The organism is Chryseobacterium sp. FG46, assembly GCF_057809135.1.
In genome coordinates this window covers 63,250-86,123 of record NZ_JBMDJJ010000003.1, presented here as the reverse complement: position 1 = coordinate 86,123, position 22,874 = coordinate 63,250, and the positions used below count along the sequence as shown (strand labels likewise).

At 37.7% G+C, this 22,874-nt stretch carries 19 protein-coding genes; 10 read left to right on the top strand and 9 right to left on the bottom strand.

What is annotated here, in order from left to right:
• Positions 1-96 precede the first annotated feature (96 nt).
• The gene (locus ACODR7_RS03245) at positions 97-564 is read left to right on the top strand and encodes a heme-binding domain-containing protein (protein WP_488837237.1); all 468 of its coding nucleotides are present in this window, start codon (positions 97-99) and stop codon (positions 562-564) included.
• A gap of 4 nt (positions 565-568) precedes the next feature.
• Positions 569-979, top strand: coding sequence for a thiol-disulfide oxidoreductase DCC family protein (locus tag ACODR7_RS03240; protein ID WP_488837235.1), 411 nt, complete (start codon positions 569-571; stop codon positions 977-979).
• 207 nt (positions 980-1,186) lie between these two features.
• Here ACODR7_RS03240 and ACODR7_RS03235 read toward each other — a convergent pair whose 3' ends face one another.
• Entirely contained in the window at positions 1,187-2,626 is a 1,440-nt protein-coding gene (locus ACODR7_RS03235) for an alpha-amylase (protein ID WP_488837233.1), read from the bottom strand.
• Between the two features lie 187 nt (positions 2,627-2,813).
• Between ACODR7_RS03235 and ACODR7_RS03230 the strand changes: the two genes are divergently transcribed.
• Positions 2,814-3,482: a DUF4290 domain-containing protein gene (locus tag ACODR7_RS03230; RefSeq protein WP_488837231.1), complete on the top strand. Its 669-nt coding sequence runs from the start codon at positions 2,814-2,816 to the stop codon at positions 3,480-3,482.
• On the top strand, positions 3,482-4,789 hold the full coding sequence (gene murA, locus ACODR7_RS03225; RefSeq protein WP_076595892.1) for a UDP-N-acetylglucosamine 1-carboxyvinyltransferase: 1,308 nt from the start codon (positions 3,482-3,484) through the stop codon (positions 4,787-4,789). The genes ACODR7_RS03230 and murA overlap by 1 nt, the downstream gene beginning before the upstream one ends.
• 221 nt (positions 4,790-5,010) lie before the next feature.
• Here murA and ACODR7_RS03220 read toward each other — a convergent pair whose 3' ends face one another.
• Both ACODR7_RS03220 and ACODR7_RS03215 read right to left on the bottom strand, forming a co-directional pair.
• Positions 5,011-5,307 carry an NIL domain-containing protein gene (locus tag ACODR7_RS03220; protein ID WP_488837228.1) on the bottom strand — a complete coding sequence of 99 codons (297 nt, stop codon included), beginning with the start codon at positions 5,305-5,307 and terminating at the stop codon, positions 5,011-5,013.
• Between the two features lie 160 nt (positions 5,308-5,467).
• Positions 5,468-6,127, bottom strand: coding sequence for a YiiX/YebB-like N1pC/P60 family cysteine hydrolase (locus ACODR7_RS03215; RefSeq protein ID WP_488837226.1), 660 nt, complete (start codon positions 6,125-6,127; stop codon positions 5,468-5,470).
• A gap of 100 nt (positions 6,128-6,227) precedes the next feature.
• Between ACODR7_RS03215 and ACODR7_RS03210 the strand changes: the two genes are divergently transcribed.
• Together ACODR7_RS03210 and ACODR7_RS03205 are read left to right on the top strand one after the other, a co-directional pair.
• Complete coding sequence (locus ACODR7_RS03210) at positions 6,228-6,932, top strand: response regulator transcription factor (RefSeq protein WP_488837224.1); 705 nt, start codon at positions 6,228-6,230, stop codon at positions 6,930-6,932.
• Between the two features lie 28 nt (positions 6,933-6,960).
• On the top strand, positions 6,961-8,322 hold the full coding sequence (locus ACODR7_RS03205; protein ID WP_488837222.1) for an ATP-binding protein: 1,362 nt from the start codon (positions 6,961-6,963) through the stop codon (positions 8,320-8,322).
• 86 nt (positions 8,323-8,408) lie between these two features.
• On the opposite strand, the gene ACODR7_RS03200 is transcribed toward ACODR7_RS03205, so the two are convergent.
• Positions 8,409-9,260 carry an EamA family transporter gene (locus ACODR7_RS03200; RefSeq protein WP_488837220.1) on the bottom strand — a complete coding sequence of 284 codons (852 nt, stop codon included), beginning with the start codon at positions 9,258-9,260 and terminating at the stop codon, positions 8,409-8,411.
• Positions 9,261-9,619: 359 nt separating this feature from the next.
• On the opposite strand from ACODR7_RS03200, the gene ACODR7_RS03195 reads away from it, so the two are divergent.
• From ACODR7_RS03195 to ACODR7_RS03180, 4 genes are read left to right on the top strand one after another with little or no spacing between them, the layout of a single operon-like run.
• Complete coding sequence (locus ACODR7_RS03195) at positions 9,620-10,102, top strand: MgtC/SapB family protein (RefSeq protein ID WP_488837218.1); 483 nt, start codon at positions 9,620-9,622, stop codon at positions 10,100-10,102.
• Between the two features lie 4 nt (positions 10,103-10,106).
• Positions 10,107-11,207, top strand: coding sequence for an efflux RND transporter periplasmic adaptor subunit (locus ACODR7_RS03190; protein WP_488837216.1), 1,101 nt, complete (start codon positions 10,107-10,109; stop codon positions 11,205-11,207).
• Between the two features lie 15 nt (positions 11,208-11,222).
• Complete coding sequence (locus ACODR7_RS03185) at positions 11,223-14,318, top strand: efflux RND transporter permease subunit (protein WP_488837214.1); 3,096 nt, start codon at positions 11,223-11,225, stop codon at positions 14,316-14,318.
• Positions 14,308-15,573, top strand: a complete 1,266-nt coding sequence (locus ACODR7_RS03180; protein ID WP_488837212.1) for a TolC family protein — start codon at positions 14,308-14,310, stop codon at positions 15,571-15,573. Before ACODR7_RS03185 ends, ACODR7_RS03180 begins: the two co-directional genes overlap by 11 nt.
• 265 nt (positions 15,574-15,838) lie before the next feature.
• Here ACODR7_RS03180 and ACODR7_RS03175 read toward each other — a convergent pair whose 3' ends face one another.
• The 5 genes from ACODR7_RS03175 to ACODR7_RS03155 all read right to left on the bottom strand — a co-directional run bounded on the left by ACODR7_RS03175 (position 15,839) and on the right by ACODR7_RS03155 (position 22,822).
• A complete protein-coding gene (locus ACODR7_RS03175; RefSeq protein WP_488837210.1) occupies positions 15,839-16,294 on the bottom strand; it encodes a DUF1801 domain-containing protein in 456 nt (151 codons plus the stop codon).
• A 24-nt stretch (positions 16,295-16,318) separates the two neighbouring features.
• The gene (locus ACODR7_RS03170; RefSeq protein WP_488837208.1) at positions 16,319-17,740 is read right to left on the bottom strand and encodes a hypothetical protein; all 1,422 of its coding nucleotides are present in this window, start codon (positions 17,738-17,740) and stop codon (positions 16,319-16,321) included.
• Between the two features lie 10 nt (positions 17,741-17,750).
• Complete coding sequence (locus ACODR7_RS03165) at positions 17,751-18,935, bottom strand: hypothetical protein (protein WP_488837206.1); 1,185 nt, start codon at positions 18,933-18,935, stop codon at positions 17,751-17,753.
• 144 nt (positions 18,936-19,079) lie between these two features.
• Positions 19,080-20,045, bottom strand: coding sequence for a T9SS type A sorting domain-containing protein (locus ACODR7_RS03160; protein ID WP_488837204.1), 966 nt, complete (start codon positions 20,043-20,045; stop codon positions 19,080-19,082).
• Positions 20,046-20,353: 308 nt separating this feature from the next.
• Entirely contained in the window at positions 20,354-22,822 is a 2,469-nt protein-coding gene (locus ACODR7_RS03155) for a GEVED domain-containing protein (protein WP_488837202.1), read from the bottom strand.
• Between the last annotated feature and the right edge of the window lie 52 nt (positions 22,823-22,874).

The following is a 22,874-nucleotide window of genomic DNA, read 5'->3' as shown; positions in this document are numbered from 1 at the left end:
TAAAAAGTAGTTCCAGCTTCCATCACCCAACTTCAGGCTTTATCTCACTAAAAATAAATTATCTATCTTTATATTGACAAAATATGAACATCTGCTATGAAAAAAATAATTGTTGTAATTCTCGTTACGTTTATCATTATTCAGTTTTTCCCTATCGATAAAACAAATCCACCACTTACTCCGGGAATGGACTTTCTAAAAATTAAAAATACTCCGGAGAAAATTGCCCGTACCCTCAGAACGTCATGTTATGACTGTCATTCCAATGAAACAAAGTATCCATGGTACAGCAATATCTCCCCGATGTCATGGTGGGTAAAAAATCATATTGACGAGGGCAGGAAACATCTTAATTTTTCTACCTTTGCAGTGTATGAACCTAAAAGACAGCTTCATAAACTTGAAGAATGTATAGAAATGGTTGAAAAAAAAGAGATGCCGCTTGAATCCTATTATTTAGGCCATCAGAATGCTAAACTGTCGGATGAGCAGCGTGCAGATCTTATCCATTATTTCAAAAAAGTAAAAGAAGACACGGAAAGGGGAATTCTATTTAATAAATAACATCATGGAAAATTGGAAAAATAAGCATATTGTATTTTTTGATGGAGATTGCGGTGTCTGTAATTTCTGGGTGCAGTGGATTTTGGAGCGAGATAAGAAAGACCAGTTCATGTTTGCTTCTCTTCAATCTGATTTCGGACAGCAGTTTTTATCAGAAAGAGGGCTGGAAACCAATGTATTCAATACCATGTATCTGTGGAAACCCGGACGGTATTATCTGATCAAGTCAAAGGCGGTACTGGAAATCGCTAATTTACTGGGAGGAGTTTATAAACTTTCCGTTGTTGGGAAAATTCTGCCTGCATCTTTAAGTGACAAAGTGTATGATGTCATTTCCAGAAACAGAATGAAACTTGCCAATCAGAAATGTTATTTACCGGATCAGCAGCAGAAGAAAAAGTTTATTCAGGTATAATTATTCTTATACAGTTTCATTTAACTTATAAAAATATCATTCCGTAAGAGTTTCCTGCAATATTAATGTATTGTACAGATTCCTACGGAATGATAAATAAGACGTATAGTTGTTTTAATTTAATGTTTAATAAAAATTAAGCTGAAGAACAGTCTCTTCCCAGCTTTATCAATTATCAATTATCAATTATTACTCATTGCTCATTACTTATAAATTAAGCGACCATACAGAATAAGAATTCGGCGGACACTGGATTTTCACCCATTTATCTCCCTGGGTTGTTGGGTACCAGCTTGAGTTCCCTGTGAAGTCTTTGATCTGCTGGCTGCTCCAGTTGGTTTCTATCCATCTTTCCTGCCAGTTTGAAGATGTATTGATGTAAACAACAAGTCCTGGATTGCCGTTATAACCGTTACGTCTTGCAATATATTCGTCATTATCGGTGTAGAGAATAGAAGTTGTTCCGGTAGCTTTATTATTATGAATCCAGATCAGATTGTTCAGTCTTTCTTTATTTAACCATTCTTCATAATCTCTGTAAAAAATAGTGGGATACCCTTCATGAGTTAAGATATAGGCGTATGCAGGCATTTTATTGTAAATGATGTCTGTATCATGATTGGCTACAAAAGTGACTGCTTTGTATGGGTTTCTTTTCCACATCATATCATCATTCAGAACATTTAAATTACCATTATCAAAGGCCTCATCCATTTTGTAATAAGCAGCAAAATCAAATACGGAACTGTTGGCATTATTGGCCCACCACTCCAGCGTATTTACATTTGAATCCCATAATTCTCCGACAGAAAATCCTCCTACTTTAGAATTCCATGTATTAACTACCCAGGGACCGAAACCTTTAACATAATCAAACCTCCAGCCATCAAATTTCATTACGTTTTTGTAATATTTAGCAACAGAATCATCTCTTCCCCAAAGCCAGTCCTGGACATGAGGATTCGCATGGCATACATCCGGAAAACCGCCAAAAGCTCCTTCATCATTATTTCCATAGGAATTTTTGTAAAAGTCATTATAATTTCTCTGGAATTTTCCTGAAGCAACCCCTGAAAAATTGGTCCAGGTATTGGTTCCTGTAAAAGGATTGGCTTCGGATTGTCCTCCACTGTTGTGATTGATTACAATATCTGCATATACCTGCATATTTTCAGTATGAGCCTTCGTAATCAAAGCTTCAAGCTCGGCTCTGGATCCGAAACGGGTTTCCGTGCTTCCATTTTGATTAAAATCTCCAAAATCATAATAATCTGTAGGATCATATCCCATAGAATAGGCTCCGTTCTGTGCTTTTGATGCGGGCGGTAACCATACAGCGCCAATTCCTGCATTGGACCACGCTGTCAGTTTATCTTTAACGGTATTCCACCAGTTGCCACCTTGCGGAACGTCCCAGTAAAAACCCTGCATCAGAACTCCGCCACCCGGTCCGGCTGTAAATTTACTTTGTGCAGAACCTGAGCCGCTTCCTGTACTGAAAGGTCGTCCATCATGATGGGTTACATTCACTGTTTTGTTGTGAACCTCTTCTTGCCTGGAAGTATCAGTTGTTAATTCATCACTGGTTCTGCATGAGCTTACCAATGCCAAAGCCAGCATTGAAAGGAAAAAGTTTGTTTTTTTCATCGCTTTAATAAATTATCAATGTATTAAACAAGATACGATTTTATTAAAGACAAATTCAAATGAATGGGAAATATTTTCATTTTCTGCAATAAATAAAGAAGAAAGACATTCAAATTTTTCATTAAAAAATCATAAATTTTTCAGAATCCCGAGACAATTTTTCTTTTAATGCATATATTTGCATACTATGGAATACAATACCCAAAAAACTCAGCTTCATATGCCGGAATATGGCAGAATTATACAACAGTTGGTTGAGCGCTGCAAAGAACTTCCTTCCAAAGACGAAAGGAATGAAATGGCTATGGCAATCATCGATTTTATGGGTCAGAGAAACCCACAACTTCGCGACGAGGAAAATTATAAACATAAACTTTGGGATCATCTTTTTATTCTTGCCAATTATGATCTGGATGTAGAGTCCCCATATCCGTTCCCTACTCCTGAACAATTGGCAGAAAAACCTAAAAGAATGGAATATCCAAAACTTCAAGGTGACTTTAAGTTCTACGGAAAAAGTATTCTTCAATTGATCGAAAAAGCAATCGAACTGGAAACGGGTGATGAAAAAGAAGCCCTTATCGAAGTGATCGCCAACAATATGAAGAAGTCTTATAATGTCTATAATAAAGAACATGTGACGGATGATGTTATTTTCCGCCACCTGAAAGAGCTGTCTGAAAACAGGTTGGATCTTACCGGAATTGATTCTCTTGAGAAGAGTAAAATCTATTACACCAGCAATAACAACAACCGAAATAATAACAATAGTAACAACAGGAATAATAACAATAATAAAAATAATAACCAGACCAACAAAAGAAGGCATAATAACAATCATAAAAACAGAAAATAATGAGTGGAACATTTCAAATAAGAGGAGGAAAAAGACTGCAGGGTGAAATAACTCCACAAGGAGCCAAAAATGAGGCTCTGCAAATTTTATGTGCTGTTCTTCTGACAGACGAAGAAGTAAGAATCAAAAATATTCCGGATATCCATGATGTGAACAGACTGATTGAAATTCTTGGAGATTTTGGCGTAAAAATCACTAAAAACGGACAGGGAGATTATACTTTCAAGGCTGATCAGGTTAATTTTGATTATATAAAATCTAACGAGTTCAAAAAGGACGGGGCAAAACTCCGTGGATCCATTATGCTGATGGGACCCATGCTTGCCCGCTACGGTGAGGCTTATATGCCGACTCCGGGAGGTGACAAAATCGGGAGAAGAAGACTGGATACTCACTTTCAGGGACTTGTAGAATTGGGTGCTGAATTCAATTATGATGAAGAGCAATATTTCTATTCTTTAAAAGCTAAGGAACTGAGAGGAAAATTCATCTTATTGGAAGAAGCTTCTGTAACCGGAACTGCCAATATTGTAATGGCAGCCGCTTTAGCAAAAGGAAAAACAAGAATCTACAATGCTGCCTGCGAACCTTATCTTCAGCAATTATGTAAAATGCTGAACAGAATGGGAGCGAATATCTCAGGAATCGGATCCAACCTTCTTACTATTGAAGGTGTTGAATATCTGAGAGGAACTGAACACACGATGCTTCCGGATATGGTAGAAATCGGTTCATGGATTGGTCTTGCAGCGATGACAAAATCTGAGATCACCATCAAAAATGTAAACTGGAACCAGCTTGGTGTTATCCCGAATACCTTTAGAAAATTAGGAATTCAGCTTGAGCAAAGCGGTGACGATATCTACATTCCTGCTCAGGAACATTATAAAATCCAGAAATTTATTGACGGTTCTATCCTTACCATTTCGGATGCGCCATGGCCTGGATTTACACCGGATTTATTATCTATTATTTTAGTGGTGGCTACTCAGGCAAAAGGAAGTATTCTGGTTCATCAGAAAATGTTTGAATCCAGATTATTCTTTGTAGATAAATTAATTGATATGGGCGCGCAGATCATTTTATGTGATCCGCACAGAGCCACGGTAATCGGATTGAACCAGGAAGCTCCGTTAAGAGGAACAACCATGGTTTCCCCGGATATCAGAGCCGGAAATGCACTTCTTATTGCAGCACTTTCTGCAGAAGGAAAATCTATTATCCATAATATCGAGCAGATCGACAGAGGATATGAGAATATTGATGGAAGACTAAGAGCTATTGGTGCTGACATCGAAAGAATCTAAAATTATATTATTTAATGATAGAAAAGCGTTCAGAAGGTTCTGAACGCTTTTTTTGTTTAACCACCCCGTCAAAAATTCTTTGAATTTTCGCCATCCCTCCAGAGGAGGGGAATTTTGTACCAATCGATTATTTGCTTTTAGTATAAAATAAAAAGTGCCCGGTAAAAACCAGACACTTTGAGTAATTAAAACTATATGAATCTCACTTAAAAATAGGTTCTTCAGGTATATTCTACCGCTGTATTGATAAGTTTATTTTTATTCAGATACACTTCAAGCTGCTGAAAATCATCTGAATTCACATTTATATATAACTGTACCGAACCGAAACTGTATCCGTTCACGTACTCTACATTAGCAGATAACACTTTATGACAAATGCCGAATTGATTATAGATCGTATTCATCAAATGTTCAAATTTCATTTTGCCATTCAATTCTATTTCCAGTAATAATTCTTTTTTAGGCAGGTTTATTTTATTTTGTAAAACCTGCAGGCCGGGATTAAGTGTAATCATTGCTAAACATTTTTGGGTTAAACTCTGTCAGATCATAGGGCACTTTGCTTTTAAATCTGTGACAAAAATAGAAAAAAATATTAGTCCACCAAATTAGTAGACTAATATTTTTAAAAATTTAACATAAAAAAAGAAGCCCTGTTCAGCTTCTCACTATATTTTAAAAATTTCCTATTCTTTCCAATTTGTCAGAACCGGCAAGTCCGTTTGGATTGCAACCAGGTTCACCTTCAGGGACTTTCAGTTTTTTTTTGGAGTAAAATTCTTCCCAAAATGTGTTTGTTTTTCCTGTTTTCGGATCAGTAAATGTCATGGGTTCCAGTTTGAAAATATGTTCTTCCCGAAAAGCTCTTTCCACAAAATCTGAACAGTAATAGGAATTTTCATCCAGAATATAATTGAAATTGTAAGGTTTACCCAACATGGTATTCGCCTTTTTAACCGCTTCAGGAATAGCTTTCTGATATTCCGGTTTTAACCGGTAAACAATCACTTCCTGCCCTTCTTCTTTCTGATCTTTAATAAAATCTTTTACAACCTGCCTCTGAGAGCCGCCTTTGGGTGCAGCATGCAGAACAAACATTTTGCTGCCCTCTTTTTCCAGAATTCCTATATGATCAAATGAGGCCGTTTTTTGTTTTTGAGTGACATTATTAATCGCTCCCGAAAGCCCGGATTCCTTGGCTGTTACAAAAAGAAGATCACCATTTTTGAGCTGTACATTACTTATAGGAACAGTATTATTGCATTGTACCAATAATAAAATCATACAGTATAAAAGCCCTGCAGCAGTTATTTTTTTTAATCTAAATTCACACATTCGATTCTATTTTCAGGACCAAAATTACAAAATAGAATTCATTACATTTGTGGTAATATAGATCTATTCTTCACACCAACCCAAACACTCCAGGAATCTTATGCCGCATATTTTATTAATTGAAGACGACGACAGACTTTCAAAATTGATTGCAAAGGGATTTCAGGAAGCAGAATTTGAGGTCACTGCAGCTTACGATGGAAATACAGGTCTGAAGCTGGCTTTACAGACCCATTTTGATCTGGTAGTGACAGATATTGTATTGCCCAGAAAAGATGGTCTTGAATTCTGTAATGAAATTAAAGCTTTAAAACCCAATCTTCCTGTTATTATGCTTACTGCATTGGGAACTACGGATGATAAACTGGAAGGATTTGATGCCGGAGCCGATGATTATCTCACCAAGCCTTTTGAAATGCGTGAACTGGTAGCAAGAATTAAAGTGCTTCTCAAAAGATTTTCACAACAGCCACATCAAAAGGTTTCTGTTCTTAAATACGAAGGTATTGAAATGAATCTGGAACAAAAAACTGTGTACCGCGATCAAATGCCCATAAAGCTGACTCCTAAAGAGTTTAATCTTTTAAAATTCATGCTGGAGAATTCCGAAAGGGTTCTTTCCAGAAGTGAAATTGCGGAAAAAGTATGGGAAACTCATTTTGACACAGGCACTAACTTTATTGATGTCTACATCAATTATCTCAGAAAGAAAATAGATAAAGATTTTGAAACCAAACTGATCCATACCAAAGCCGGTATGGGATTTATTATGAAAAAAGACTACGAAACAGGCACTGTACAGTAAATCAGTAAGATGAACTAAAAATATCAGGATGAAAATAAGAACCAGACTTACCCTGCTTTTTACCTTAATCACTGCAATGCTTTTGGGTGTTTACAGTATTTCAATCTATTATTCATCCAAAGAAGCCAGAGAAAAATCTTTTTACAGCGAACTTCAGAACGAAGCCATTGCCAAGGCTGATTTATTTTTCCGAAGCTCACTTCCCGAACAGGAAATGCACAAGCTTTATAAAAACAATACAAGAACGCTCAATGAAGTTCAGGTAGCAATTTATGATGTTCATAAGCAGCTGGTTTATCATGATGACGCCAAAGTAGATTATGTAAAAGAAACTTCGCAAATGCTTTCTCAGATCTTTCAAAAGAAGAAAATTAATTTCTTTTTAAATGATTTGCAGGTTATCGGTATGGTGTATCAATATGAAGGACAAACGTATGCGGTAACTGCGGCAGCTTATGATCAGTACGGATATGAATATCTTACTCATCTCCTTACCATCAGTATTATCTCATTCTTCATTATTCTGGTTTTGATTTATCTGGCTGGAATATTTCTTTCCAAAAAAGCATTAAGTCCGCTGACTGAAATGGTTATTCAGATAAAAAAAATCACAGCCGGAAAACTACAGCTGCGTCTGAAAACTACAAAAGAAAAAGACGAGCTGAATGAACTAGCCCAGAACTTCAATGGAATGCTGGAAAGGCTTGAAAATTCTTTTGATTCGCAAAAACATTTTGTATCCAATATTTCACACGAGTTGAGAACGCCTTTATCCGCCATCATTACCGAGCTGGAACTTGCATCTGAAAAAGATAAAACCAAAGAAGAATATCAGGAAACCATTCAATTCGCACTGGATGATGCCCGAAACATGGTAAAGCTTTCCAATAGTTTAATGGATCTCGCCAAAGCAAGCTATGATCCCAATGAGATCAGCTTTTCGGAAGTTCGTCTTGATGAAGTTCTTCTGGAATCTTACACTAAAATCACAAAAGAAAATTCGGGATATAAAGTTTCGCTGAACATTGAAGATTCGGTAGAAGAAGACCAGCTTATCATACAGGGAAATGAATATCTTCTGCAGGTTGCCTTCAATAATCTTATTGACAATGCCTGTAAATATTCTCCGGAACATACTTGCCTGATTGACGTAAGTACAGATTCAAAAATTCTCACCATCCATTTTACCAATACAGGAAATGCTATAAATGAAGACGATTTAAAGCATATCTTCAAACCTTTTTACAGAAGTGAGAATTCCAAAAGTGAAAAAGGTCATGGAATAGGACTGTTTCTCACCGAGAAAATCATTCACCTTCATCATGCAAAAATTACTGTAGAATCAGAATATAATGAAACTACTTTTAAAGTCGATTTTATAATCAGTTAACGTATAAAAAGACTTCATTTAAATTTATTTGAATATTAATTCCCCTTAAAACCTTAATTAGCTTAATGGTTTAAAAATATTCTTTACTACTCATGAGAAAGAGATTTTTTATTGAAAATGGTAGTTCCTATACTTGCTGTAACCACACATGCAATGGAAATCCACTGTAAAAAAGATAATTCTTCAGCAAGAAAAACCAATCCTGAAAGTGCAGCAAATGCAGGTTCCAGGCTCATCAGAATACTGAAAGTCTTTGCCGGAAGTTTTTTCAGCGCCATCATCTCCAGTGAAAAAGGCAAAGCACTGGAAAGAATAGCCACACCAAGACCTTGTATAAAAATAGTAGGGGTAAGATTGAAAACGGCTCCATCCCATATTGTAAAAGGAATAATTACAAGACTGGCAAATATCATCCCGGTGGTTACCGCATCTTTTCCATCCATTATTTTGGAAACCTTTCCACCCATTACAATATACAGAGCCCAGAATATTCCTGCCAGAAAGGCAAGCCCAAGTCCAACCAAATCTACATGATCATTCTGCCATGGGACAATAAGCAGGATTCCCAAACAGGCCAGTAAAGCCCATATCACATCCAGCAGTTTACGGGATAAAGCTAAAGCAAGAAATAACGGACCTGCAAACTCCACAGTAACAGCTAATCCCAGCGGAATCCTTTGAATGGCCATATAGAAAATAAGATTCATAACCGCCAGCCCTATTCCGTAGATTGCACAATATTTCCATTTCTGGCTGTTAAATTGTAAAAACTTCGGACGGTTGATCAAAGTTAACAATACAGCAGAAAGTACAATTCTTAAAGTAACCGTACCAATAGCTCCAATGGCAGGAAAAAGCTGCTTTGCAATAGAAGCACCTCCCTGTACACATATAATAGCTAAAAGCGTAGCAGGTATTGCTATGTTTGATTTTTTCATTTCTACACTATAGTGTTCAAAAGATGTTGGAAGGAAATTTCCGGAATTAAACAAGTTCTTATTTCATATAAAAATCATGAGATTCATTATATAAAAAAGCCTGCTCCAAATGTATTGAAATTTTATCTCTTACAATGGGTACAGATTTCATATAAATTTTCGCACAGATTTTCTCTAATGATTTTCTAATAACATTCTAAAGCTTCTCTAACAGTAAAAAAGCATAATGGTCTTTACTTTTGCACAGTAAAAAATAAAGCATATGGACTCAGATCCTTACAGTAATTATCAATCTTAAAAGCTTTAGTTGTACTCACTTTTCCCGTACAGCTGAAAAGCTTTATAAAACAGGAAAAGTTATGAATACATTTGAATTCACCCTACGTTTACTCACCGCATTCTGTCTGGGAGCCGGTATTGGTTTCGAAAGACAATGGCGTAAAAAAAATGCAGGCCTGCGTACCAATACTCTGGTGTGTATCGGCTCTGCGGCCTTTGTATTAATTGCCATCAGAATTGGTGGCGATGCGGCCGGACGAATCACCTCTTATATTGTCAGCGGAATAGGTTTCCTTGGCGGCGGTGTTATCATGAAAGACGGCCTTACCGTAAGAGGATTAAACACGGCAGCCACATTATGGTGTTCGGCGGCCATAGGCGCACTATGCGCTTTGGGATATCCTTTGGAAGCCCTCATCACAGTTCTCTTCATTGTCTCTACCAATATATTTCTGAGACCTACTATAGCCTCTCAGAAAGAAAACAGAAGCAAAAAATGGCTCAGTACCAGGAAAAATAACAAAGAAAAAGTAAAAATCAGCAACAGCACTCAATTGTATTAAGATCATGAAAAAAGTAATCTTAAGTAGTATTATTCTCTTTGCAGTTTCCTGTAAAGACAATACACCCCAGACAAACAAAGAACCGGAAATAATGACCCGCGGTAATCAGATTACTGTTCCGGAAACCCATCCTGTTTTCAAAAAAATTAAAACGCAGGTTATTACCGGACAGGAACACAGTGATGGTGTGGTTTCAGCAGGAACAATCCAGGCGATCCCTAATCATTATGCGGAAATTGCCAGTCCTTTTTCCGGAAGAATTACCCAATCGTTTATTCAGCTTGGACAAAATGTTTCTGCGGGAAGTCCTCTTTTTGAAATTCTTTCATCAGATTATTTTTCAGTTCAAAAGGATTATACAGATGCACTGAATGATGTACAGCTCGCAGAAAAAAATTACAGACGCCAGCAGGATCTTGTAAAACATGGAGTTGGAATTCAGAAAGAACTGGATGAAGCAGAAACTGATTTTAAAAATAAAAAAACATCTCTCTCCAATGCTTCTTCTGCCTTGAAAGTTTATAACAGTAAGGGCGGAGGTATAGGAAGTCCACTCGTTGTAAGAGCTCCCATCAACGGAGAAATTATTTCCAACAAAATTGTAAACGGGCAATATCTGAAAGGAGATGCAGATCCGGTAATGATCATCGCAGAATTATCAAAAGTCTGGATTTCCGGTGATGTAAAAGAAAAAGACATCCGTTTTGTGAATAAAGGAGATCAGGTCTCTGTAAAAGTAAGTGCCTATCCGGACAGAAATATTACCGGAAAAGTGTATCACATCAATGAAATTGTAGACGAAGATACCCGAAGTATTAAAGTTCTTATTGAATGTGATAATCCGGACAGAAAACTAAAGCCAGGCATGTACGCTACAGTCAACTTTTCAACAACTCCGGAAAAGACAGTGATGATTCCCGTAACCGCTTTAATGCAGCAGGACAATTCCCAGTATGTATGGGTAAAAACCGGTAAGAGTCAATATACAAAACGTTCTGTGACAACAGGAGAAACCGATGAGAAAACAGTTAGAATAATATCAGGCTTACAACCCGGAGAAACCATCATGACTGAAGGGGGAATTTATATGCCGGATGCAAAATAATGTAAAAGAAAAACTATGAAGAAATTACTGACAATCTCTATACAGAAGAGATGGCTTATGCTTGCTCTCTTCCTTTTACTGGGATTCTTCGGGTATTATTCCTGGACCAGATTATCCATAGAAGCCTATCCCGATATTGCTGATGTAACCTCTCAGGTGGTAACGCAGGTTCCGGGACTGGCTGCTGAAGAAGTGGAACAGCAGATCACCATTCCTTTGGAAAGATCTCTGAACGGACTTCCGGGAATGCATGTGATGCGAAGCAAAAGTACCTTCGGGCTTTCCATTATCACCATGGTTTTCGACGATGGTATAGACGATTACTGGGCAAGGCAGCGTATCCAGGAAAGACTGACGGATGTGGAGCTTCCTTATGGTGCACAGCCGGGATTAGATCCCCTTACCTCGCCCATCGGCGAAGTGTATCGTTATATTATCGAAAGTAACAATCACAGTCTGCGGGAGCTTACAGATTTACAGAAGTTTGTGATCATCCCCCGTATTAAGCAGATTTCAGGAATTGCTGATGTGACCAATTTCGGGGGAATTACCACTCAGTTTCAGATTGAGCTGGATCCGCATAAACTTGAGCAATACGGACTGTCACTTTCTGAAGTTACTGAAACAATTTCCAAAAATAATGTGAGCGCCGGAGGAAGTATGCTTCCCCGTGGGAACCTTGCGTACGTAATCCGTGGAATAGGTTTGGTAAAAGACCTGGATGACCTTGGAAAAATTGTAGTCAAAACCCAGAATGGAGTTCCTGTTTTTCTGAATGACGTAGGAACATTGAAATACGGAAATCTGGAAAGAAAAGGAATTCTTGGCTACACAGACCAAAAGCGTAACTATTCCGAAAGTGTAGAAGGAATCGTACTTTTATTAAGAGGTCAAAATCCTTCGCAAGTGCTGGAAGGAGTACATGAAGCGATTGAAGAACTTAATAATGAAACACTTCCACCCGGAGTAAAGATCCACCCTTTTCTGGATAGAACGGATCTTGTAAAAACCACGCTTACCACAGTTTCTCACACCCTTACTGAAGGAATTGTTTTGGTTATTATTGTGCTGATTGTATTTTTGGGAAGCTGGCGTGGAGCATTATTAGTAGCTATTACCATTCCGCTTTCTTTGTTATTTGCTTTTATATTGATGCATTTTACCAATATTCCGGCCAATCTGCTTTCATTGGGAGCTATTGATTTTGGAATCATTGTAGACGGGGCCATCGTCATGCTGGAAACCATTCTGAAAAAAAGAGAAGAAAATTCAGAAGAAACACTGGAAGAAAAAACCATTACCCAAAGAGTGATTGAGGTGGCCAAACCTATTTTCTTTTCCACCATCATTATCATTACTGCTTATCTTCCATTGTTTGCATTTGAAAGAGTGGAAAAAAAATTATTTACCCCTATGGCTTTTACTGTTGGATATGCTCTGTTGGGAGCTCTGGCTGTAGCATTACTACTGATCCCCGGATTAGCGTATGTAATCTATAGAAAACCACAAAAGATCTATCACAATAAATGGCTGGAAAAACTAAGCACAGCCTACGGAAAGAGCATTGAAAAAATAATGCAGACTCCCAAAAGAGTTATCATTCCTATTATGATTATCCTGGTATCTGCCGGTGTTCTCTCCTGGCATGTAGGAAAAGACTTCCTTCCGGAGCTGGATGAAGGTTCTATATGGCTTCAGGTACAGCTGCCACCCGGAATTTCTTTAGCCCAATCAAAAGAAATGAGCGATACCTTACGTGCCCGTACTTTAAAACATCCCGAAATTACTTATATGATGGTTCAGGCAGGACGTAATGATGATGGTACCGACCCGTGGACGGCTTCCCACTTTGAAGTTTCTGTCGGAATAAAGCCCTACAGCGAATGGCCGGCAGGAAAAACAAAAGCAGACCTCATCAAAGAACTGGCAGCTGATTATAAAGATATGCCGGGGTTCACCGTCGGATTTTCACAACCTATGATTGACGGGGTAATGGATAAAATTTCCGGAGCTCACAGCGAACTGGTCGTAAAGGTCTATGGAGAAGATTTCAAAGAAACCAGAAGAATTGCTGAAAATGTATTGTCTACTTTAAATAAAATTCCAGGTTCGGCAGATCTTGCCATTGATCAGGAACCCCCATTGCCTCAACTGCAGATTATTGCTAACAGAGACAAAATTGCCCAATATGGACTGAATGTAGCAGATGTAGCCGACCTTATTGAAGTTGCATTGGGAGGAAAAGCCATTTCCCAGATCTTTATCGGCAATAAGGTATATGATATTTCATGCCGTTATACAGAAGACAGCCGCGACACACCAGATAAAATCGGAAACCTGATGCTTACCTCAGCTTCCGGAGCAAAAATTCCTTTATCACAGGTAGCAGAAGTGAAACTAAGTACCGGCGAAAGCACTATTACCAGAGAAATGAATAAACGACATCTTACGGTAAAACTGAATTTAAGAGGTACTGATCTTTCTTCTTTCCTGAAAAAAGCACAGGATACAATTGAAAAAGAGATCAAATACGATCATGAGAAATACCAGATCAAATGGGGCGGACAGTTTGAAAATCAAAACAGGGCGTATTCAAGGCTGGCATTTATTGTTCCGTTAGCACTGGCCATTATGTTTCTGCTGCTGTATGGTGCCTTTGGAGATTTCAGACAGGCTTTGGTCCTGATGTCTATTGTTCCGCTGGCATTATTTGGCGGAATGCTGGCACTCAATATCCGGGGAATGTCTCTGAATGTATCCTCTGCAGTAGGATTTATCGCACTCTTTGGAGTTGCTATTCAGAACGGAGTGATTATGATTTCTCATATCAATGATCTCCGAAAGAAAGGATATGAGCTGAAACAGGCCGCCATCAAAGGCGCAAAAGACCGTTTCAGACCTGTACTGATGACCGCAACGGTTGCTGTAATCGGATTATTTCCGGCATCACTGGCCACAGGAATTGGTTCTGATGTACAGCGTCCATTGGCAACTGTCATTGTTTACGGGCTGATGTTCTCTACTATTTTAACCCTATTCGTGCTGCCTGCTATTTATTTTATGGCTGAATGCCGAAGCGAAAAACAAAATTTGGAATCAGATGAAAATTAAAGTTCATATTATCATATTATTTGTCGTATTGTTTAATATTACGGATATGAAAGCACAGGAAAAAGAGCTTTTACCCTTTGAAGAATACCTGAGTCTTGTCGGAAATAAAAATTTAGGATATGCTTCTCAAAAGTACAATGTAAGTATGGCAGAATCTGCTATCCAGACGGCTAATATGTTTCCTGATCCTCAACTGGAAATGGAAACCACTAATAACGGCGTACATCAAAGTATGGGATATGTCTACGGTGCTTCCATCGGCTGGACGCTTGAACTGGGTGGAAAAAGAAAAGCCAGGGTAAATCTGGCAAAAAATCAATCGGAGCTGAGCAAAATACTATTGCAGGATTTTTTCAGGAATCTTCGTGCAGATGCCAGTTTAGGATATATTGATGCTTTAAAATCCAAAGCTTTGCTTGAAGTGCAGCAGGATTCTTATCAAAACATGCAGCAACTGGCAAAATCCGACAGTATTCGTTACCAATTGGGAACTATAACATTAGTCGCTTCCAAACAGAGTAAGCTGGAAGCCGCTTCTTTGCTCAATGAAGTATATCAGGCTGAAAGTGCAGAACAGCAGGCTATCACCGGTTTATCGGTATTTCTGGGAGACAGCAAAATAACCGGCAGAGACGTTGCTGGAGATTTCAATGCCTTCAACAGAGATTTCAGTATGGATGATCTGATCCTCCAGGCTTTGAATGAGAGAGCAGATTTAATGGCCGCCAAACAAAATACGGAAGTTACCAAAAGCCTGATCAATCTTGAAAAGGCGAACAGAGTCATAGATCTAGGTATCAGTGCCGGAGCAGAGCGACATACGGAAGCGACTAACGAAATTGCTCCTTCCCCAACTGTAAATGCGGTAAAAATGGGCATTAGTATTCCCTTAAAATTTTCCAACAGAAGAAATGCAGGATTGAAAATAGCAGAAATGGCCCATTCGCAGGCAGAAGTTGAATATAAACAGATTGAACAGGGAATAAAAGCTGAAGTGATACAAGCCTATCAACACTATGCAGCCACTCAGAAGCAGCTCAGACAATTTCATAACGGAATGCTTTCAGAAGCACAAAGCATTCTGGAAGGGATTACTTACAGCTATAAAAGAGGTGAAAGCTCTATCCTTGAAGTTTTGAATGCCCAGCGAACGTATAACAATGTAAGAAAAGATTATTATGAGGCTCTTGCAGATAACGCAGCCGCTTTGATTGAGCTTGAGCGAAAAGCGGGAATCTGGGATATTCATTTTTAGCTGGAAGATGGGTGCTGGGAGATGGGAGTTTCTGGAAGTCGGTGAATAAATATACACCAATTAATTAACTTTTAAATATTTAGAATGTTCATCAAGGAATGACAACCGGTAGTTTTAAAAACAAATATTACTTCCGGCTTCCCTCCTCTAGCTTCCAGCTACTCCCAACCATTGATTTTAAAAACACCAATATCACATCCAGCTTCCATCCTCCAGCTTCCAGCATAAAAAAAGCCCTGAAATCAAATAGATTTCAGGGCTTTTTTTATTTCTTATACTGTGATTCATAAATTTTAATCCAGTCATCAGGTGTCATTTTCTGACTCAGTTCAGCTATCAGCTCAAAGGGAATATCTTCTGCTTTTTTGAAGCGTACACAGGATTTACCCATATCCAGCTTCTTTTTGGAATGTTTGGGATATTCTGCCACAAACCATTCTAGTAATTCCGGTGTGGAATACAGCCCCATATGATACAATGCTATAAAATTCTTCTGGGAAGCAAGGTTGATAAAAGGCAGCGGTGTTCCGGGTGCACAGTGATATCCGGCAGGATATGTTGTCAAAGGAACTACCCAACCTATCATTCCGTAATTTGTGGCTTCTTCAAAACCTTTCGGGAGATTATTATTCACCGTATCAAAAAGCTTTTTAAAAGCTTCCTGTCTTTCTTCAGGAATTTTTGAAATATAATCTTCTATAGAAACTGACTGAATCTGCATGTGATAATTTTTTCTAAAATACGATTATTTTATAAAATTGTACACACTGAACATCTGAACCTCTTTGCTGCTCTTTTGCAGGAACATCATTTTATTAACATCCGGAACATACTGAATCATATTTCCATCTGCAAAACCGTAGTTCTGGAAGAAGTTTCTGCCTTTATAATCAAGGCTTACTTCCTGAGGTTTCAGATTAGCGAAGTCAAAAACCTTCATTGAAAACCCTGTGTTACCAAATGCTCCTTTAGGATAGAAAGCGGAAATATAAAGTTTTTCTCCGGCTTCAACCACATGAATTCTTTTTCCGGTAGAAGTTCCTGCTGCTACAAATTGTTTTACCTCACCTTCTTTATTAAACTTGATCAGCATTCCCGCATCCAGAGAATATACAGGATCAGGAAAACGGTTCATTGCTGTAGGCATTGGTCTCGTCACTGTTTCCTGCTGAACAGCCATTAAAGTCTCATCCCCTTTCACAATCGTTTTGATAACCTTTACATCACTCATATCTTTACTTCCTGCCAGATTGGTATTGCTGATGACCGCTTTTCCGGATTTCATATCATAAAACATTACCGTTCCGAAAGTACTCGCTCCAATGGTAACTGCGGCATTTTTTCTTCCAAAAGTTACCAGATAATCATTGTCATTTTTACTGAATGCATATAATTTTTCAGGAATGTATTTATCATCGAACGGAAGATCTTTATCTTCAGTATTGGAAACCAATTCCAGCTTATAAGATTCCTTCCAGCCTGCAGCCTTACGCAATACAACGATTTTTGCTGAGTTGGTTAATGTCAAAGACTTTTCAACATAATCATTGCTTAATGTAATTTCTTTGTTCCAAACCGGAGTAAGTGTTCTCAGATCCAATACCAGAACATCATTTACATTCTCTGTTTTTTTGTTGGCAAATCTGTCATTGAAGATCGCAGCATATTTACCGTTTTCTGAGAAAAGAACATACGTTGTTCCTGATCTGTTGGTAGATTCAATACTGTATTTTGCAATGCTTTTTGTGGTGAAAGTACCTTCCTTTCTGCTGAAAACATGTTGAAAAACTTCTTTTCTGTTTTCTTTTCCGAAATACTCTTCCGTAAATGCTATCAATTTATCATCATCGATCTGTTGTGATCCCAGATAATTGTGAAGTACACCATTCGTTTTGTTGGCATAATCTTTCACATAAGTATCCACAAGACTTCCGTTCTGATCCAGTTTTCTCATCAGCAATTTTTTGTGAGGGAAAACATTTCTCATCAGTCCGTCAATATTAATAACACTGAACATATAAGAATTGTAATCATCTGCCAGTACCAGTTTATCATCCGTTTCAAGATTGGCATCCACAGTGAATTTTGTTCCTTCTGTTACTTTCGTCTGTGCGTAAGAGTACACAGAAGCGGTAATTAATGCCGAAGCAATAATCTGTTTAATCATATCGTTTTCTTTAGTTATTATAAATTTTTTCTTCCAGTCTTTTCAGTTCAAGATTGGCATCGTAGGATAGTTTGATATCCACTAAATGCTCCTGTAACTCATTTAAATATTTCTCTGCTTCCTGATAGTTTCCTAAAGCAATATTCAATCTGATCAGGTTAAAATAAAGATATTCTCCGATCTTCTGATTGTAAACAGCTTTCTTATCGTTGTAATTTACTTTTGTTAAAGCTGTTTTCCAAAGATCAATTCCTTTCTGCATATTCTCCATGGCTACTTTGTTTGGTGCGTAATCTGATTTTGCCTGAAGCTTTTTCAGATTGGTCGTAACGTAGATATATGCTTTTTCCAGATCATCATATTCACCTTTGTTTTTTACTGTTGCTAATGTCACTGTAGAGTTGATCGTCTGATACCCGAAGTTTTCATTGATAATATTTCTTGTACGGTCAATCGTTCTTTGCAGGAATCTTTTTTCCTGAGCATTCAGATTAATTTCATTAGTCGGAACACTTGCTATTTCTGTAAAATCTGAGAAATAGGTTTTATCCAGCTTTACAGTACCACCTTGCTTCGCTATGATTTTTGTTGGCTGATTGGCAAAAGTCTTTCCCTGATTGTCCTGAAAATTTGTTCTTTCCATTTCAATGACAATATCAAGATAATTCCCACCTTTTGAAAAGCCGGTCACATCTATTTGAGAAGCCAGAATTTTGTTATCCACAATTAAAGCATCTCTCAGATCGGGCTGTTGATAAACCGGCATTGAAGGAATATTAAGGACAGGTCTTGAAGGAAGCCTCAGTACGGGAGCTCCGTTGGCAGCTGCAATTTTTTCAACCGCTGATAATTTGCTGTATTCTGCAGATTCCAGTTTGTATTTTTCCTGAAGTTTTTTCACCTCAGCATCATAGTCTTTTAATCTTTCCTGATGCTCATATTTGGCATTCTCAACATTAGTCTGATAATTATCTACCTTTTTCTGATGGTCTTCTTTCGAAATTCTTATAACATCGTCTTTTGTAATATTATAGGGAGACTTTACCGTAATCATGTAATTTCTGTTAGAAAGTTCCGTAGGAAACACCGGTTCTTTTAAAAGCTGAAAACTGATTACTTCTTTATCGATTCGCTGAGCCTGGAAAAATTCGGAATAAAATAATGGTATTAAAAAAAGTAGTTTAAATTTATTCATGGATGTTATAGTTTTCGGTGCAAATGTATAATAATTTTATGGACAATTTCTGATAATATTTTGTCCAGTTATTATTAAACTGCTCATAAAAAAAGGCAGCCGCACGAGTGCAGCTACCTACAAAAATTATTAACTCAAAAAACTTTATTTTTTAATGGCTTTTACTGTTGATTTTGAACCATCTTTAAAGTTCATTGTCACCAAGTATAAACCGGCCTTTAATTCACCTAACTGAAGTGCTGTTGATGGTTTATCTATAGCTTTCACTACTCTTCCCGCTGCATCTGTAACTGTTATAGTCTTAACATTTTTTATATCATTAATATGAAAAACATCTTTAAAAGGATTTGGATAAATATCTCCTTTTTTAAAACCATTTACTTCAGCAGTACTGAGTTGGGTATTTTTGTCTGCAGAAAAAGCAAAAAGATTGACAATACCATCACCTCCGCTTTTTGTAAGGGTAACACTTTTTACAGATTTAGACTGGTTGGCTGTATCCATATTCAATGCAAACTGATATATTCTGGGATTAGAGCTATCAGATTCTATATCATCAATACCTACAACAACTCTTCCCAGACCCTGAACCGCATAATTGGATCCGCCATACCAATCAGGAATACTGATATTGGAAAATACCTGAGAAGTATTATCTGTAAATGTCACTGTAGCCATTACGGTAGCCGCTCCACTTCCGCTTGTTGCAAGCATATACAGTTTTAAAGCTGCTAGTGGTGTTATAAATACAAGGGTCCCATTTTGACCGGCAGTTTCCAACCTCAGCGAATTATTGGAATTCAGATCTCCCAACTGATAACTCAATCCGGGAGTTGAGGCTACTACAGAATTAATAATACTATTAGCAGGTATACCAAAAGCCAGAGGCGGATCAGAACTTACTGCTTTAAAATCTGTCGCTACAAAAGCATACCCTACTCCATCAATATCATTGGAAACGGAATCATAAGAAGATCCGATACCATTAGCTATAACATCATCCGTATATCCGGACAGAACAGGCATTGTTTGAAAATTTTGAGCCTGCATTACAACGGTAGAGAATAAAGCAACGCATGAAAGCTTTTCTAAGAATAATTTTTTTTTCATAATAAGATATTTTTTGTGTTTAATCTAATCCAAAAATAAAAAACCAATGATAAAAAAGCTATTTTACATAACAATAAATAACATATTGACTTAAATTGTAAAAAAAATCTACAAAAAGACTAAAATTATTAGTACTTAAAAAACTTATAATGAATATTATTTACTTATCCTGAATAATAGATCTTGAAACTTAGAAATTATCTGCCTCATAAAAATTAGAATATCAAATCTCGGGAAGTTACACCTGATCACAAAAAAGGCAGCCACACGAATGCAACTGCCTACAGAAATTATTAACTCAAAAAATTTTATTTTTTAATGGCTTTTACTGTTGATTTTGAACCATCCTTAAAGTTCATCGTTACCAAGTATAACCCGGCATTTAATTCACCTAACTGAAGTTCAACAGTTGGATTGTCTATAGCTTTCACTACTCTTCCCGCTACATCCGTAACTGTTACAGATTTAACATTCCTGATATCCGCAATATGCAGAACATCTTTGAAAGGATTAGGATATACATTCACTTCTTTTTTCTTCAAATTCGTTTCTGAAGTGGATAAAGAGGTAGCCACTTCAAATGTAAAATCAATGAATTCTCCTCTTGAAATAGCAGTGCAGGGGTTTGAAGGAGCTGTACTGTTATAATCAGTCACCACTCTCATTCTATAAGTTCCAAGAGGTGTACCTGCAGGTACAGTGATAGATCCCGAAGTACTTGTAATATAAGTGTTGGTAGCAAACATTCTTTCTGAAGCTTCAAAAGTTAAGTTATTATTCCAGTCTACCCAAACACCAATTCCACATGTAGGACCACCGGCAGTAAAAGATACTGAAGTACTGGATCCCGGAGCATTTATTATTTTGTTGCTGCTTGCCGTTAAGTTTTGATACCCACCTGCAACACTTGAACCGGACGAATAAGCCATATCTACAAGTCCTCCAGTAGAACTGAAGTCAGAAAGCCATGAATTCTGAGAAGTAGATGAAGGTAAGCAATACCCTGTTCTGAATGTAAGCATCTCACTCCAGATACTTTTGTCACTACCACTGCATACAGATCTTACCCATGCATAATAGTTCGTATCCGCAGATAGTAAACTCAATGGTGCAGAAATAGTGGTAGAAGTTACAGAATTGGTAGCATTCAAAACCGTTGTAGCATCAGGCGCAGTATTGGTTGTACTGTAATATACTTCGTATCCATTTGCAGGAACCGAAGCTGGTGCGGTCCAACCGATTGTTGCTGAGTTCATTGTTACGTTTGATGACGTAAGTGCAGTGGGTTCAAGGCAGGAAGGGATATTCTGAACGGTAATATTATCAATATAAATAGAACGTGAAGAACCTCCTAAACCATGTTTAAATGCTAGCTGTAAATCAGTACCCGCCGGAATATTAACTGTATATTGAGTGTGGGTAGTTGTTAAAGCAATAGGAGTTCCAATTTGTGTAAAGGAATTGGGATCTGTAGGATTTGATAATGTTCCCACTAACAATGTATAATTACTTCCTCCTCCTCTTGCATAGAACCTTACACGCTTCGTACCATCTGAAAGGTTGATAGTAGGAGGTGCAACCAGCATCTGACTACCCGTAGTAGCAGTTGAATTGGTCATATAATAAGCGTTAGGAGCTGAATAATTATTTGTTGTTGTTACATATCCATAGCCTGCAAATGATGCACTTTCCAGATATGCCCAGCAGCTTGGCGCATTGTTATTACTTTGTGAACCTGTACTTGTCGTATCAAAGTTTTCTGTGTAAGGAACAGTGAAAGTAGAACAGGCCGTTTTAAATGTTCCTGCAAAAGACCATACGCTTTGGCTCGTTGCAGTATTACAGTTGGATTTTACCCAATAATAATAGGTTGTATTTGAATTGAGACCTCCTATTGTTGTACTTGTTCCTGTTACTCCAGGATAAGTAGGAGTTACTGAATTTGCAGGAGTTGTGTTTGAGGTACTGTGATACACATCATAACTGGCAGCGCTCCCAGTCCATGAAACTAAAGCAGAATTAGCTGTGATTCCGGAAACCGCCTGCAATGCTGGAGGTGCACAGTCTGAATACACATCTGCTGAAAAAGCAAAAATATTAGGATAACCCGAGCCGCTTGCTTTGGTTACCATCACACTTTGTATGGGTTTTGCCTGATTAGCAGCGTCTATTACTAATGCATTTTGATAAAGTCTTGGATCTGTAGTACTGGATTCTAAGGCATCCGTAGTTCTTTTAATCCTTCCTATTCCCTGGATGGCAAAATTGGATCCCCCATACCAGTCAGCAAGACCTATATTGGAAAATACCTGGCTGCTTCCATCCGTAAAATTAACTGTAACATTTACAGCAGATGTTCCACTACCGCTGGTAGAAAGCATATACAAAGTAAAAGCCGGTTTAGGAGTGGTAAAAGTAAGAGTTCCGCTATCATTGGTAGCAGCCAGTCTTAATGAGTTATTCCCACTTAAGCTTCCTAAAACATAGCTAAGTCCGGGAGTTCCTGCAACAGCAGAATTAATAATACCATTTATTGGCAGACCATAAGTAAGAGCCGGGCTTGTAGAAGTTAACTGAAAATCTCTTGCAACAAAAGCATAAGAAACTCCATCTACATCATTGGTTGTTGAAACTGATGAGGAACCTATTCCGTTTGCAATTACGTCTGCCGTATAGCCCGAAGAAACCGGCATTGGATGAAAATTTTGAGCCATCATTACACTGGCCGAGAAGAGAGCGATGGCAGACACCACTCTAGAAAATAAATTTATTACCATTTTAATCACATTTGTAGCGAAATTTAGTAAAAATAACAACACAAAATTATTA